Genomic DNA, 14413 nt, shown 5'->3' on the forward strand with positions numbered 1-14413 from the left:
CTGACCTGTTTCGCCGACATGGTCATCTGGCGAGGTAGTCACGCAGCGAAGTAGTCCCGGAGCGCGATGCGCCAGGACTACTTCGCTGCAGTTCTATCTCGCCAGAGTTCTACCTCGGCGGGTGGAGTGGCAGGGCGATCTGGTCGCTCGTCCGGATCTCGGACCAGGCGCGGGCGCGCGGGAGGCGGTGGATGGTGATGTCCGTCGGCCGGGTGCCCGACGGCGTCCGGGGCGGTTCCGCGAGAACGTCCGCCTCCGGGAGCGGGCCGAGACCCAGCCGGGTGAGCGCCGCGACGTCGGCCACCGGCACCTGGTAGGTCCGGAACGGGCCCAGCGGCGGGATGTCGTCCCGGGCCAGCGCCTGGGCCGTGATGTCGTGCAGGCGCGCGTCGTCGAGCTGTGGCGTCTGGTCCAGCACAAAGCCCGTTGCCCGCAGCGCGTCGCCCGGCCCCACCCACGCCACCACCTTCCAGAACAGGCGCGGGATCCGGACGCCGCGGTAGAGCGGGTCGTCGGCGGCGAAGACCGGCCCGGTCTGCACCGCCAGGCGGTGGTCATGGGCAGCGGCGTACTCGAGCACGTGGTCCTCGAGCCCGTTCCACAGCTCCTTCGACTGGTTGAACCTGTTCACCTGCGGCGCGGCGTTCGTGTACGTGAACGTGTCGTGGTTGGCCCGGGCGGCGGTCTCGGCGTCTCCCCACACGGGGTCGAGACGGCGGACCAGATGGCCGCGGTCGAGCGGGTTGCCCGAGTACAGCTCGCTGCCCGACTGCTCCCCTGAAGCCACCCGGTGATCCAGCCGCCACCGGCCGCTGCGGCGCAGGGCCAGCAGCGTCGCGCCGTCGACCATGCAGGCGGTGGCCGCGGCGAGCCGCCGCAGCGGATCGAGCAGCACCGAGAAGTGGGTGTAGTGCAGGACGCGTACCTCGACGGGTGAGACCGGAAGCGGGACGGTGAAACCGAGGAACTCTGCGTCATAACCGGTCACAGACAGACAGCCAACCAGAGTCGGGCAGGTCATGGCCAGACCAACAATCGGACACGATGAACGGGCAATGGCAATCTGGTCCTAGGCTCTCACCCGTGAGTGAATCAACTCAGACCGTTCGCGGCAACGCCCGGCACGAGGTACCCGACCCGCTGCGCGAGGATGTACGTCTCCTCGGCGGACTTCTCGGCAGGATCCTCCGCGAGGACGGGGGCCAGGATCTGCTGGACGACGTCGAACGTCTCCGCGAGCTGACCATCCGCGCCTACGGCGACCCGTCGCCACACGCGCTGGACGAGGCGGCGGACCTGGTCGCGTCGTTCTCGGTCGAGCGCGCCGAACAGGTGGCTCGCGCGTTCACCTGCTACTTCCACCTCGCGAACCTCGCCGAGGAGTACCACCGCGTCCGCGTGCTGCGCTCCCGCGAGGCCGAGACCACCACGGGTCCGGCGGTCCTCGAGGACACCATCCCCGCGGCGTTCGCCCGGCTCACCGAAGAGGTGGGGCGGGACGAGGCGCTGCGCAGGCTCGGCGAGCTCGAGTTCCGGCCCGTGCTCACGGCGCACCCGACCGAGGCGCGCCGTCGGGCGATCAGCGGCACCATCCGCCGCCTCGCGGACCTCCTGGCCGAGCGGGACACCCGCCGCCCCGGCGGCGTGACGCTCGCCGAGAACGAGCGGCGCATGCTCGGCGAGATCGACACCATGTGGCGCACCGCACCCGTGCGGATGAGCAAGCCCTCGGTGATCGACGAGGTCAAGACCGTGATGGGCGTGTTCGACGCCGTCCTCGTGGACGTCTTCGGCGACGTGTACCGGCGGCTCGACGACTGGCTCCTGGCGGACGAAGCAGGTCGCTCCACCCCCGTCGCGAAGCCGTTCGTGAAGCTCGGGACCTGGATCGGCGGCGACCGCGACGGCAACCCCAACGTCACCGCGGAGATCACCCGGCAGGCCGCGGCGCTCGCCGCGGACCACGCGCTGGCAGCGCTGGAGCGCCTGGCCGTGGAGACCGGACGCAAGCTGACGCTCGACGCCGAGGGCACCACCCCGTCGTCGGACCTCAACGCGCTCTGGCAGCGGATCCGCCAGATGTCCGAGGAGGTCGCCCGGCGGGCCCAGGACGCCTCGCCGAACGAGCCCCACCGTGCGGTGATGCTGGCGCTCGCGGAGCGGATCTCCGCGACCCGGACCCGCGACGCCGACCTCGCATACGCGAACGCCGAGCAGTTCGAGGCGGACCTGATCATCGTGCAGGACTCGCTGGTGGCGGCCGGCGCGGCCCGCGCCGCGTACGGCGACCTGCAGCGCCTGGTCTGGCAGGTGCAGACCTTCGGGTTCCACCTGGCGGAGCTCGAGGTGCGGCAGCACTCGCAGGTGCACGCGGCGGCCCTCGCCGAGATCCGCGAGCTGGGGATCAACGGTGCGCTGAGCGACAAGACCCGCGAGGTGCTCGACACCTACCGTGCGCTCGGCGCCATCCAGCGCCGGTTCGGCGAGCGCGCCGCACGCCGCTACATCGTGTCGTTCACGCAGGCGCCGGAGCACCTCGCCGCCGTCTACGAGCTGGCCTCGTACGCCTTCGCGGACGATCCGGAGGCCGGACCGGTGATCGACGCGATCCCGCTGTTCGAGACCTTCGCCGACCTGCAGAACTCGGTGCCGATCCTGGACTCGATGCTGACGCTGCCCGCGGTGCAGAAGCGGCTGACCGAGAACGGCCGGCGCGTCGAGGTCATGCTCGGCTACTCGGACTCGTCCAAGGACGTCGGTCCCGTGGCCGCGACGCTCGCGCTGCACGACGCCCAGTCGCGGATCGCCGAGTGGGCCCGCAACAACGACCTCAAGCTCACGCTGTTCCACGGCCGCGGCGGTGCGCTCGGCCGCGGTGGCGGCCCCGCCAACCGCGCGGTGCTGGCGCAGCCGCCGCACTCGGTGGACGGCCGGTTCAAGCTGACCGAGCAGGGCGAGGTCATCCTCGCCCGGTACGGCGACCCCGTCATCGCCTCCCGGCACATCGAGCAGGTGGCCGCGGCGACTCTGCTGGCGTCCGCACCGTCGGTAGAGGCGGTCAACGAGAACGCTGCCGCGAAGTTCGCCCCGCTCGCCAAGGCGCTCGACGCGACCTCCCGCGAGCGGTTCCACGAGCTCGTGAAGGCCGACGGGTTCCCGAAGTGGTTCGCACAGGTCACGCCGCTGGAGGAGGTGGGGCTGCTGCCGATCGGTTCGCGTCCCGCCAAGCGCGGCCTCTCCGTCAACTCGCTCGACGACCTGCGTGCGATCCCCTGGGTCTTCTCCTGGTCGCAGGCCCGCATCAACCTGGCCGGCTGGTACGGGCTGGGCACCGCGCTCGCCGCGGTCGGCGACGTCGAGCTGCTGAAGTCGGCGCGCACCGAGTGGCCGCTGTTCGCGACCCTGCTCGACAACGTCGAGATGTCGCTCGCCAAGACCGACGAGCGGATCGCCGCGCAGTACCTCGCGCTGGGTTCGCGCGACGACCTTGCCGCGATGGTGCTCGACGAGCTCCGCCTCACGCGCGAGTGGGTGCTGAAGATCAGCGGGAACGAGTGGCCGCTGGCCTCGAAGCGGGTGCTCGGCCGCGCCGTGCAGCTGCGGTCGCCGTACGTCGATGCCCTCTCGTTGCTGCAGGTCCGCGCGTTGCGCGGCCTGCGTACCGGGTCCGACGGCGGCTCCGCTGTCGACGGCGAGTACGCGGGACGGCTGCAACACCTGCTGCTGCTGACCGTGAACGGTGTCTCGGCGGGCCTGCAGAACACGGGGTGACGGCGCGCGTCGCCGCTGAGTTCGGTCCGTTGCACGTCAACGGCCAGTGAGTTCGGTCGGTTGCCTCGAGATCGGTCCATCAAACGACCGATCTCGGTGCAAGCGACCGAAGCTGAAGATGCAGCAGTGCAGTTGACCGACCTCGCGGGCACCTTGTGGGGAACATCCGGTGGACCGATGGGAGAGAGACGATGAGTGCGGTACTGGTCGGGACGTCCCACGGGACGGATGATCCGGCGGGTCAGGCGGCGGTGCGCGCGTTGCTCGACGGCGTGCGCGCCGCACGGCCCGAGCTCGACGTGCGCGAGGCGTTCGTGGATGTCCAGCAGCCCGAGGTCGACGAGGTGCTGGCGGGAGCGGTGCGGGACGCGGGTTCCGCCGTGGTCGTGCCGCTGCTGCTGTCGACCGGGTATCACGTGCGGCACGACATCGCGCAGGCCGTCGCCGCTGTCAACGCCTCAGGCGCGGGCGTTGCGGTCGCCGCGGAACCGATGGGGCCTCACCCGCTGCTTGTCGACATCCTGGCGGACCGGTACGCCGCCGCCGAGGCGGCGCACGGCCCGTTCCGACCGGACGACGCGGTGGTGCTCGCGGCCGCCGGATCCTCGGTGGCGGCCGCGGCGACCGCCGTCGAGGAGGTCACCAGCGCGCTCGCCCAGCGACTCGGGCGGCCTGTGACGCCGTCGTACGGCGCCGGGGCGGAACCACGCGTGCCCGCCGCCGTGGCAGCCGCCCGGGCAGGCGGTGAGCCCACGGCGCGCGTGATCGTCGTTTCCTACCTGCTGGCGCCCGGATACTTCCTGGACCGCGTGCTGGAGGCCGGCGCCGACGTCGTGACAGACCCGGTCGCCGGTCCGGCCGGGGCGGAGAAGGCCGACCCGCGCCTGGTCCAGGTCGTGCTGGAGCGCTACGCCGCCGCTGTCAGCCCCTGACGTACCTCAGGCCCAGCCGAATGCGGTGCGCACCCGCCCCACGCTGGACTGCAGGCCCCACTTGGCGGTCAGCGCCGCCAGTGCGTCGGCGTCGGCGGGCGCCTTGGGCACCGCCGGATCGAACGCCGGCAGCGGCGCGTCCCGCGCGACCTGGACGACGACGGGCGCGACCTGCAGGTAGGCGTCGGCCTCCTGCAGGCGACGGCGCTGCGTAGTGGTCAGGCCCTTGTCGCCGGCGTCACGGGCAGCGAGGATCCCCGCCAGGTCGCCGTATTGGGCGAGCAGCTTGGCCGCCGTCTTCTCGCCGACTCCCGGAACGCCGGGCAGGCCGTCGCTCGGGTCGCCCCGGAGCGTCGCCATGTCCGCATAGGCCTGCCCGGACGCGACGCCGTACCGCTCGGCCAGCCGCTTCTCGTTCACCACGTCGGGGTCGCGGATGCCGCGCGCCGGGTAGAGCACGCGCACCCCCGCGGCGTCGTCGACCAGCTGGAACAGGTCGCGGTCACCGGTGACGATGTCGACCGGGCCGGAGTTCTGCTCGACGGCGCGGGCCGTCAGGGTGCCGATCACGTCGTCGGCCTCGTAGCCGGGCACACCGACGCGCGCGATACCGAGCGCGGCAAGCACCTCCACGATGATCGGGACCTGGGCGAGCAGCACCTCGGGCACCTCCTCGATGCCGGTGGTGCCGGGCACCTCCTGCGCCACGCGGTGCGCCTTGTAGCTCGGGATCGCCTCCACGCGGAACGCGGGACGCCAGTCGTCGTCCCAGCACGCGACCATGCGGTCGGGACCGTGCGTCGTGGCGAGCCAGGCGATGGTGTCGAGCAGGCCACGGACGGCGTTCACGGGCGCACCGCTCGGTGCCCGCAGCGAGTCGGGCACGCCGAAGAAGGCACGGAAGTACAGCGAGGCGGTGTCAAGGAGCATCAGGCTCATGCAGCGAAGCCTGCCACGGCACACCGACACGCGTACGTTAAGCGCGCTGTGGGCCCCGTAGGGCGCAGTACGGGAACAATTTGGGTGAAATGGCGGTCGAAGGCCGGTTCCGGTCTGGTGTGCCCGTAGTGTCCGAACATGGCAAGCAAAGAACAGCAGGTGACCGAGGTGATCGAGGGACTCGGCCTTGGCATGGCAGCTATCGGCGAGACGCGAGTCACGTCCGCCAAGGCGGATCTCGAGCGTGCGCTGAGCTTCGCGTGGTCGAGCTGGGAACACACCAGCGACTACCCGTTGATCGAGCGGGCGCAGAAGCCGGAGAACGAGCTCCGGGCAGGGATCAGCGGATCGAGCCGACGGACGAACGCCGCTGTCGTCTGGCGAGAGGGCGGCGGCCAGTTCGTCGTCGACATCGCGCTGGTGAACCGGACGCCTGAGGAAGCGGCACGCTTCGTGGGCGACCGGCCGCTCAAGGAGTGGACGCTGCTGGCCGAGCTCTTCCTCGGCGCGGTGAACCGCGGCGAGGTGCCGGTGTAAACGCGGCCGCACGGAGCGCACCACCGACGGTGACCTGAGCGGCGTCCCGGACCCGGGTCAGGCGTACGGCCCGCTCACCGCCATGGCCAGCCATACGCCCAGCCCGGCCGCCGTGACGGTGACCGTCAGCGTGCCCAGAGAGTTCGCCAGCGCGAGTCGCAGCCGGCCGGACTGGGCGAGGCGTACGGACTCCACGGTGGTCGTGGAGAACGTGGTGTACCCGCCGCACAGGCCGGTGACGAGCGCGAGCTGCACCAGGTGGGCGGTACTGCTCGGCACCCCGAGGTGGACGAGCGGGAAGAACAGCGTCGAGAACACGCCGATGAGGAACGAGCCCGTCACGTTCACCACGAACGTCCCCCACGGGAACCCGCCGTTGTGGCGGGCTCGGATCTCGCCGTCGACCATGAACCGGGCGGCGGCGCCCAGGCCCCCGCCGGCGGCCAGCACGAGCAGCTCCAACATCTACGTCACCTGCGCTCTCGTCGTCGGTCGGCGCGTGCCGCGATCGCGATCCCGCCCAGGCACGCAGCGGTTCCGCCCGCAAGCGTGAGCACCACGTAGAGCAGCGCGAGCCAGCCGAGCCCGTTGTCGAGCAGCTGCTGCGTCTGCAGCGCCAGGGCGGAGTACGTGGTGAACCCACCGAGCACGCCGGTCCCGATCCCGATGCGGATCTTGCGCCGCCGCACGGTCTCGCGGCCGCGGCGGGCGAGGGCCTCCAGGAGGTATCCCAGGGCGAGCGCGCCGACCACGTTGACCACGAGCGTCCCGACCGGGAAGAAAAGGATCGTATGGGCCGCGCCGGGGAACAGGAGGGTCAGCGGCAGCAGGAGAACTCCCGACCAGATGGTCAGCAGGTGCCGGGCAACCGAACCGGCGGCTCCGCCGAGCGCGACGAGACCGACGTACCGCCAGTCGCGATGCGGCGCTCGGGCCACCCGGTGTGCTCCTTCGTGAACGTTCGACAGGTTGTGGAAGAACCTATCGCTCACGATGTCGGCGCCGCCCCCGGGAGAACCACCACGGGTCGCGGCTGGTTGTGGATGAGCCGGCCGGCGACCGTCCCGCCCACGATGTTGGTGGTCCAGCCACGCAGGCCGGAGCGCCGCGCGCCGACGACGATCATCGCCGCCTCCACCTGGTCGGCCACTCGCCCCAGCTCGGCGGCCGGGTCACCGGCGCCGCGCAGGGCGCTCCACGGCAGGCCGACGTCGGCCATCGCCCTGTTCAGGCCCGCCAGGACGTCGGCCCCGTACGCGTCCGAGGGCACGGCGATGTCCGGATCCACCGATACGGTGAATCCCCGCGAGTCCGAGACAGCTGTCTCGTCGACCCACACACATACGAGCTCGATGAGGCTTCCACCCAGGGACTGGACGAGCGACGCTGCCCGCCGAGCCAGGTCCGGATTCTTGTGGTCAACGCCGACCACCACGGATCGCACAGTCACCCTTGTGAGGGTATGGCCAAATGGCTAGTCGAGGTGGCTCGGCAGGCCGAATCGGGGAAACCACTTCTCCGTATCGATGAAGGTGGTGATGCCGGTGATGTGCTCACCGTCGTTCTCCAGCACCACGATGCCCCACGCGAAGTGGCCTCCTTTTGGGTCTTGCCGGTACTGGGCGAACCCCGGGGTGCCGTTGACGTGGATCGGCACGCAGCGGGAGCCCTCGCACCCGCCGCCCGGACCGAGCATCCACGCCTGGATGTTCTCGATGCCCTCGAGCCACATCGCGTACGGCGGCATGTTCATTACCGCGTCCTCGCGCAGCAGGTTGGCCAGCGCCTGCATGTCGTACCGCTCGAACGCCGCGACGTACCGCTCCAGCAGCTCGGACTCGCCCGCCGACGGCGGTGTGGACGCCTCCGAGGTCCCCGACCTGTCCGGCGCCTTGTCGGCGAGCGTCGCACGCGCCCGCTGCAGCGCGCTGTTCACGGACGCCACCGACGTGTCGAGCAGTGTGGCGACCTCGGTCGCGGGCCAGCGCAGCACCTCGCGCAGGATGAGTACCGCGCGCTGCTTGGCCGGCAGGTGCTGCAGCGCGGCGACGAACGCCAGACGCACCGACTCGCGCGCGATGGTCGTGTCCGCGGGGTCACCCGCGCCGGGGAGCACGTGCTCCGTCGGGACGGGTTCGACCCATGCGTACTCGGGCAGTACGTTCGCGAGGCTCTCCTCGACCGGGTCGACCGCGGCGCCGAGGCCCATGGGTCGTTCGCGCTTGGCCCGGCTCGAACCCAGCTGGTCGAAGCAGACGTTCGTGGCGATCCGGTACAACCAGGTGCGCAGCGAGGAACGGCCCTCGAACCGCTCGTAGGACCGCCACGCGCGCAGGAGGGTCTCCTGCACGGCGTCGTCGGCGTCGAACGCGCCGCCCAGCAGCCGATAGCAGTACCCGGTGAGCTCGCGGCGGTAGACCTCCAGCTGTGCGGAGAACTCGTCCGCAGCCAGGTCCTCACCGGTGCTTTGCCTAGGATGTGAAGCTGTCTGTGCCATGGATCACACGGTACGCGGCACCACTGACACGCTCCGGTGGATTCGATCCTGGCCGAAGCCTCCGGCCGAAGTTCACCCGGGTGTCAGCGCAGGTCGAGCGTCAGCGCAGGTCGAGCTCGAACCAGACGGTCTTGCCGGTCCGCCGACTCCCCCGCCGGCCGACCTGACGCTGTCCGTCGGCCGGCTCGCCGTGCCGGTCCACACCCCAGCGGGACGCGAGCCGCTCGAGGAACTGCACGCCGCGCCCGCCGAAGTCGGTGACGGTCGGGTCGCGGAGCTCGGGCTGCGCGGTCGACGAGTCCCGCACCCCTACGCGCAGGCGCTCCATGTCCACCTCGACGGTGGCGGTGAACGGTGCCTGCCCGTGGTCGACGGCGTTGGTCAGCACCTCGGACGTCAGCAGCATCACCGTCCGGCGCAGCGCCATCGGCACGGCGCAGCTCTCCAGCACGTCGTCGACCCAGATGCGGGCCGGGCCGACGTCGCTCAGGGAGGGGGCGAGCTTGCGCTCCGCGGTGGCGGGACGCCCCAGCGACGGCGGTCCCGACGGGGCCGCCGCCCGCACGCGGACGGCGAGCACTGCGACGTCGTCCCGCTGGTCGTCCGAGGCGAGGCGGCGCACGAGGGTGACGGGCAGTGCGGCGGTGGCCGTGTCGCCCAGCACGCCGAGCGTCTTCTGCAGGCGGTTCAGCCACTGGTCCGGCGTGGTGCCGCGCTGCTCGGCGAGGCCGTCCGTGTAGAGCAGGAGCGTGTCACCGGGGTGCAGCGTCGTGACGTGGTCGGTGCGTTTCGCCGTCGGCCGTACGCCGAGCATCATGTCAGGCAGCACCGAGAGGCGCTCCACCGTCCCGTCATCCCTGAGCACGAGGGGCGGCGGATGGCCGGCGGTCGACCACGTGAGCTGATAGGCCGAGCCGGCCCGCTCCAGGCGGGCGACCACCGCGGTCCCGCTGGCGAGCAGCCCCAGGCCCGAGTTGGCCTTGTCGAGCAGGGACAACAGGGCCGACGGCGACTCGTCGTGGCTCCACGCGAACGCGCGCAGCAGGGACCTGAGCTGGCCCATCTTGGCCGCGGCGCGCATGTCGTGGCCCGTCACGTCGCCGATCATGAACATGGTCGCGTCGTCGTCCACCGCTACGGCGTCGTACCAGTCGCCGCCTATCTGGTCGGAGCGCGTGGCGGGGGAGTAGGTGGCCGCCATGTCGAGGTGCGGTACCTCGGGCAGCCGGCTGAGCATCGCCCGCTGCAGCGTCTTCGCGGACTCGCGACGTTCTTCCAGGAGCCGTGCGCGCTCGAGCGCGTGACCCGTGTAGTGCGCGAGGCCGGTCTGGAGGGCGTACGAGTCCTTGTCCGGCCCGCGGTCGCGGTCCCACGCCAGCCCTATGACGGCGACCACGGCGCCGGCCGTCACCACCGGGAGGAAAGCGCGGGCGCCGATGTCCGGGTCGCAGAGGTCCTTGAGGTCCGGGAAGGAAGAGAAGAGCTCGTCACCCGACCGGAAGAGCAGCGGACGGCCGGTCCGGGCGGCCTCGGCCAGCGGCCGCTGGTCGTCCAGCTTCGCCTGCCGCAGCCGCTGCGGGAACTGCGGCTCGGCGTGGACGAGCGAGCGATAGGTGATCCCCCGCCCGTCGGCGTCCATCAGGGCGAACGCGCAGTACCGCGCGCCGATACCGGCGGTGCTGACCTCGACGATCACCTCCTCGACCTGGTCCATGGTGTTGGCGTTCGCGAACGCCTCGCTCAGCGAGAGCAGGAACCGGCTACGCCGGTTGGCGCGGACCGCCGTCTGCTGGATCCGGCGCGCGCGTTCCCGCTCGGCCCGCAGCCGCAGCTCAGCGGTGCAGGCAGCGGCGAGGTCGGCGAGGGAGGCGCGGTCGTCCTCCGACCACTCGCGGGGCTCGTCGGCCACCGCGCACAGCGCGCCGACGGCGCGGCCGCGCAGGTCGAACACCGGGTAGCCGGCGACGGCGACCAGGCCCATCTCGCGGACGAGGTAGTTGTCGCGCAGGAGCGGGTCGAGGCGGGCGTCCGACGAGACGACCGGCTCGCCGCGCGTCGCGATCACGTTCGTGAGCGTCCCTGGGTACTGCAGCATGCGGTTCGACTGCATGGGCTCCGGCATCCCCGAGGAACCCGCCAGCACCTGCCCCTGAGGGACCACGAAGTACACGACGGCCGCCGGCACCTTCAGGTGGCGCCGGACCAGGCGAGCAAATCGGTCAAAGGCCTCATCAGCAGTGGGAGCACCGAGACCGACGTGCTCAAGGTCCCGCAACGCCTGGAGGTCCGTCGGCATCTGCTCAGTATTGCGAGAGAAGGGCTCGTGCGCGACAGATGTACCGGATGTGTCCCTTTTGCGCCGGGCAGGTAGCCTGCCGCGTTCGGGTCATACTTCGAGCAGGCCGCGCTGGTGCGCGAGGCTCACTGCTTCTGCCCGTCCTGAGGCGCCGAGCTTGGCCAGCAGGTTGGACACGTGCACGCTCACCGTCTTGGTGGAGATGAAGAGTCGTTCGCCGATCTGCCGGTTCGAGAGGCCCTGCGCGACCAGGCCGAGCACCTCTTCCTCGCGGTCCGTCAGGGTCGACGCGGTGGCACGACGTACGCCCGGCAGGTCGAGCCGCGCCCGCCTGGCCAGCGCGCGGACGGCTTCCGCCAGGGGTTTCGCCCCCATGTCCTCCGCCTCCGAGAGAGCCTCGGCCGCCTCTACCTCCGCGGCCTCTCGTTCGCCGGTCCCCAGCAGTGCCTCGGCCCAGCGGTAGCGCGACCGCGCCACCTCGTAGCGGTAACCGAAGTCGAAGGCGTTCACCGTCTCCTGCCACGCGTCGGCGGCCTCCCGCCACAGCCTGTCCGACGCCGATCCGTCGCTCTCGTCGCCCGCCGGTCCCTGGGCGTGCCCCACCACGGCGTGCAGGCGGGCGTTCTCCGCTGTCGCGCGCTGCAGCCAGGCCCTGCCCTCGGGACCGAGCACGCCGCCGCGGGGGCGGCCGCGCTGGGCGGTCTCCCGTGCGATGGCGAGAAGCGAGTCACCGCTCTCGATCCGAGCGGCAGCCCGGGACTCCACGGCGGTCGCGGCGGCAGATCCCGGGGCGCCGACGCGCCCCGCCGAACGGTCGGCCTCGGCCGCGTCGGCCAGGGCGGCGATCGCCAGCGCGGACAGCCAGATCCGGCCGAGGAACACCTCCGTCCACACCTCACCGAGGTGGTCGGTGATCCGTACGGCCAGGGCCGCCGCGTCGTCGTACCGGCCCGCCCACGTCAGGGCGTCGACCATGCTGCCACCACCGAGCAGGGCGATCTGGCCGTCGTTCTGCCAGTGGTCCAGCAGGGCCTCGCCACGGGCGAGCACGTCGCCGTCGCCCCGGGCCACCGCCGCGTACATCCGGCCCGCGTCCATGATGTGCTTGGACGTGGCGGGGACGCCGTCGGCGGCGCGGGCCGTCAGGTCGCCGCGGAAGTAGAGCATGACCTCCTGCAGGATCCGCAGGTTGACGGTGGGCGTGCTCCAGGCGAGGCCGAGCTCCTCGGCCCGGGCGAGCGCGTGCTGCACCCGCTGCTCCGCGGTGTCCAGCTCACCCGCGTAGAAGCGGTTGGCCGTGGCGTTGTAGAGGGTGCGCATCTCGGTGAGCACGTCCCCTGCCTCGACGGCTGCCGAACGCGCCTCGTCGAGCAGCGCCGCCGCCCGGTCGGGGTCGGCGACGTCGAGCACGGCGAGCGTGGAGAGCGCGGCGGCGAGCGCTCCGGGCTGGCCCGTGGCACGCGCCTCCTCGATGGCGCAGGCGGCGTGCACGCGGGCGTCGTCGTCCTGGTCGACGATCATCGCGATCCGAGCGAGCAGGGCGTTGGTCCAGATCCGCTCCGGGCTGCGCTTCGGCAGGATCTCCAGGGCGGCCCGCAGGTCCGCGATCGCCGCTTCGACCTGGCCCGGTGTCTCGTCCCAGGTGGGCAGGTCGAGATTGCGGTGCGCGAGCACGTGCTGCAGGCCGGCGCGCCGCACGGGGTCGTCGACGCCTTCGGCCGCGCGCCTGGTCAGCTTGACCGCGCGCATCGGGTCGCCCGCTCGTGCGGCCGCCTCCCCCGCCGACAGGGCGACGGAGACCCGGTCCTCGCCGATCCGTTCCTCGGCGTCCGGCACCGACTCCCACAGCGCCAGCACCTGCTCCCAGTGCTTGAGCTCTTCCTCGGGTGCGAGCAGCCGGCGGGCGCGCAGGGCGGCGTCACGCGACGCGCTCAGGGCAGCGGGCAGGTCGTGTCCCTCGAAGGCGTGGTGGGCGCGTTCGGCCGCGCTGCCGATCGGCATGCCGTCCGGCCCGTCCTGCTCGATCACCGCGAGGTAGGCACGGTGCACCGCCGAGCGTTCGCCCGGGAGCAGGTCGGCGTACAGAGCCTCGGCCAGCAGCGCGTGCCGGAACTCCAGGCACGCGTCGCACACCACGAGGACCTGCTGGGTCACTGCCTCGCGCAGCGCGGCGTCGATGTCCGGCGCCCCCCAGCGCGCGGCGGCGGCCCGGAGCAGCTCCTCCCGCACGCGGCGTCCGGCGACCGACGCGATGCGCAGCACCTGCTGCACCTCGGGGTCCAGCCGTTCGAGCCGGGTGCGAAGTACCTCGGTGAGAGTCCAGGGCAGGCTCGCCGAGTCCGGTCCGGCGTCCAGGAGCTCTTCCGCGAAGAATGCATTGCCCTCCGACCGCTCCAGCACCTCGGCGAAACCCGCGGGCGCCAGCGGCCGGCCGGCCAGGGCAGTGGTGAACTCGCGCAGCTCGTCCTCGTTGAAGGGCTGCAGGTCCATCCGCTCTACGTGCTCCAGCCGAGACAGCTCGGCGAGCAGCGGGCGCAGCGGATGACGCCTGTCGACGTCGTCCGTCCGGTAGGTCACCACTATCAGTACGTTCTCGGAGCGGGCGCGGGCCGCGAGGAACCGCAGCACGTCGCGCGTCGACGCGTCCGCCCAGTGCGCGTCCTCGATCACCAGCACGAGCGGACGCTCGGGCACGCCGGAGAGGGCAAGGCTGCGCCCGATGCCCTCGAAGAGCTGGAGCCGCTCGTCGTGGTCGGCGTCCCCGGTCCCGCCGGGCTCCAGGAGGCGCCACAGCGCCGGCCGCTCGGCCACCAGCTCCGTGACCCGCGCCGCGGCCTCAGGCCCTGCGGCACCGGCCTGCAGCTGGGTCAGCGCCTCGGTGAACGGCAGGTACGGGATGCCCACCTGGCCCAGGTCCACGCAGTGGACCACCACGGCGCTCGCCCCCGCCTGCTCCGCCGCCTGCGCGACGTGCGTGATCAGACGGGTCTTGCCCACGCCGGCGTCACCGCCCGCGAGCACGAAGCCGGGACGGCCCGCCGAGGCGCGCCCCACCGCCAGCAGGAGGGAGGAAACCTGCTCCTGCCGGGAGACCAGGGGGATCGTCGTGGAGCGTCGCACCTGCACATCGTGCCACCGCTCACCGACACTCCCCCCAGCCTTTTGCGTCCCGGCTCCCACCGTGATCACGCGAACAGGCCGCGACGGGTGGTCGCCGCCGGGCGCATACCCGCGATGCCCTCCCTGATCTGCTCGGCGCGGCCGGCCCGCACCCGGCGCTCCGACCGGCGCTCGGCCCGGTCGGCGCCGTCCGCACCGCTCTTCCCCTGGTGGCCCCAGGCCTTCCTGACCTCGGCCTGCCGGTACTCGATCTCCGCTTCCATGGCGGGTCCCCACAGCGACATGATTCCTCCGGATGTCCCCGGCGGGCCGTGTGCCCGT

The 14413-nt window shown here is 71.9% G+C and carries 12 protein-coding genes; 3 read left to right on the top strand and 9 right to left on the bottom strand.

Translation table 11 applies throughout. The features are described from left to right. Positions 1-109: 109 nt before the first annotated feature. Positions 110-988: a DNA/RNA non-specific endonuclease gene (locus tag AB0F70_RS05075; RefSeq protein ID WP_357444152.1), complete on the bottom strand. Its 879-nt coding sequence runs from the start codon at positions 986-988 to the stop codon at positions 110-112. A gap of 56 nt (positions 989-1044) precedes the next feature. Here AB0F70_RS05075 and AB0F70_RS05080 point away from each other — a divergent pair, with 56 nt between their 5' ends. Both AB0F70_RS05080 and AB0F70_RS05085 read left to right on the top strand, forming a co-directional pair. After that, positions 1045-3771: a phosphoenolpyruvate carboxylase gene (locus tag AB0F70_RS05080; protein ID WP_357444154.1), complete on the top strand. Its 2727-nt coding sequence runs from the start codon at positions 1045-1047 to the stop codon at positions 3769-3771. A gap of 191 nt (positions 3772-3962) precedes the next feature. Next, complete coding sequence (locus AB0F70_RS05085; protein ID WP_357444156.1) at positions 3963-4703, top strand: CbiX/SirB N-terminal domain-containing protein; 741 nt, start codon at positions 3963-3965, stop codon at positions 4701-4703. Positions 4704-4709: 6 nt separating this feature from the next. On the opposite strand, the gene AB0F70_RS05090 is transcribed toward AB0F70_RS05085, so the two are convergent. Further along, complete coding sequence (locus tag AB0F70_RS05090; RefSeq protein ID WP_357444158.1) at positions 4710-5642, bottom strand: 5'-3' exonuclease; 933 nt, start codon at positions 5640-5642, stop codon at positions 4710-4712. 138 nt (positions 5643-5780) lie between these two features. Between AB0F70_RS05090 and AB0F70_RS05095 the strand changes: the two genes are divergently transcribed. Further along, positions 5781-6179 (top strand): hypothetical protein, encoded by a 399-nt coding sequence (locus AB0F70_RS05095; RefSeq protein WP_357444160.1) that lies wholly within the window; start codon positions 5781-5783, stop codon positions 6177-6179. Positions 6180-6236: 57 nt separating this feature from the next. On the opposite strand, the gene AB0F70_RS05100 is transcribed toward AB0F70_RS05095, so the two are convergent. The 7 genes from AB0F70_RS05100 to AB0F70_RS05130 all read right to left on the bottom strand — a co-directional run bounded on the left by AB0F70_RS05100 (position 6237) and on the right by AB0F70_RS05130 (position 14376). Beyond that, positions 6237-6644: a CrcB family protein gene (locus AB0F70_RS05100; protein ID WP_357444162.1), complete on the bottom strand. Its 408-nt coding sequence runs from the start codon at positions 6642-6644 to the stop codon at positions 6237-6239. Between the two features lie 5 nt (positions 6645-6649). Further along, the gene (locus AB0F70_RS05105; RefSeq protein WP_357444164.1) at positions 6650-7117 is read right to left on the bottom strand and encodes a CrcB family protein; all 468 of its coding nucleotides are present in this window, start codon (positions 7115-7117) and stop codon (positions 6650-6652) included. Between the two features lie 50 nt (positions 7118-7167). Continuing rightward, on the bottom strand, positions 7168-7629 hold the full coding sequence (locus tag AB0F70_RS05110; protein WP_357444166.1) for a universal stress protein: 462 nt from the start codon (positions 7627-7629) through the stop codon (positions 7168-7170). Between the two features lie 24 nt (positions 7630-7653). Further along, a complete protein-coding gene (locus AB0F70_RS05115) occupies positions 7654-8676 on the bottom strand; it encodes a sigma-70 family RNA polymerase sigma factor (protein WP_357444168.1) in 1023 nt (340 codons plus the stop codon). Positions 8677-8776: 100 nt separating this feature from the next. Beyond that, the gene (locus tag AB0F70_RS05120; protein ID WP_357444170.1) at positions 8777-10972 is read right to left on the bottom strand and encodes a SpoIIE family protein phosphatase; all 2196 of its coding nucleotides are present in this window, start codon (positions 10970-10972) and stop codon (positions 8777-8779) included. A gap of 90 nt (positions 10973-11062) precedes the next feature. Continuing rightward, positions 11063-14092 carry an AAA family ATPase gene (locus tag AB0F70_RS05125; RefSeq protein WP_357444172.1) on the bottom strand — a complete coding sequence of 1010 codons (3030 nt, stop codon included), beginning with the start codon at positions 14090-14092 and terminating at the stop codon, positions 11063-11065. 65 nt (positions 14093-14157) lie between these two features. Next, complete coding sequence (locus AB0F70_RS05130) at positions 14158-14376, bottom strand: hypothetical protein (protein WP_357444174.1); 219 nt, start codon at positions 14374-14376, stop codon at positions 14158-14160. Positions 14377-14413 lie beyond the last annotated feature (37 nt).

It is taken from the genome of Promicromonospora sp. NPDC023805 (assembly GCF_040639635.1).
Lineage (GTDB): Bacteria > Actinomycetota > Actinomycetes > Actinomycetales > Cellulomonadaceae > Promicromonospora.

What these genes read in the sequence shown, in the direction of transcription:
- AB0F70_RS05120 (WP_357444170.1), bottom strand. Translation starts at nt 10,972, where the DNA reads ATGCCGACGGACCTCCAGGCGTTGCGGGACCTTGAGCACGTCGGTCTC.
- AB0F70_RS05080 (WP_357444154.1), top strand. Translation starts at nt 1,045, where the DNA reads ATGAACGGGCAATGGCAATCTGGTCCTAGGCTCTCACCCGTGAGTGAA.
- AB0F70_RS05095 (WP_357444160.1), top strand. Translation starts at nt 5,781, where the DNA reads ATGGCAAGCAAAGAACAGCAGGTGACCGAGGTGATCGAGGGACTCGGC.
- AB0F70_RS05130 (WP_357444174.1), bottom strand. Translation starts at nt 14,376, where the DNA reads ATGTCGCTGTGGGGACCCGCCATGGAAGCGGAGATCGAGTACCGGCAG.
- AB0F70_RS05090 (WP_357444158.1), bottom strand. Translation starts at nt 5,642, where the DNA reads ATGAGCCTGATGCTCCTTGACACCGCCTCGCTGTACTTCCGTGCCTTC.
- AB0F70_RS05085 (WP_357444156.1), top strand. Translation starts at nt 3,963, where the DNA reads ATGAGTGCGGTACTGGTCGGGACGTCCCACGGGACGGATGATCCGGCG.
- AB0F70_RS05115 (WP_357444168.1), bottom strand. Translation starts at nt 8,676, where the DNA reads ATGGCACAGACAGCTTCACATCCTAGGCAAAGCACCGGTGAGGACCTG.
- AB0F70_RS05100 (WP_357444162.1), bottom strand. Translation starts at nt 6,644, where the DNA reads ATGTTGGAGCTGCTCGTGCTGGCCGCCGGCGGGGGCCTGGGCGCCGCC.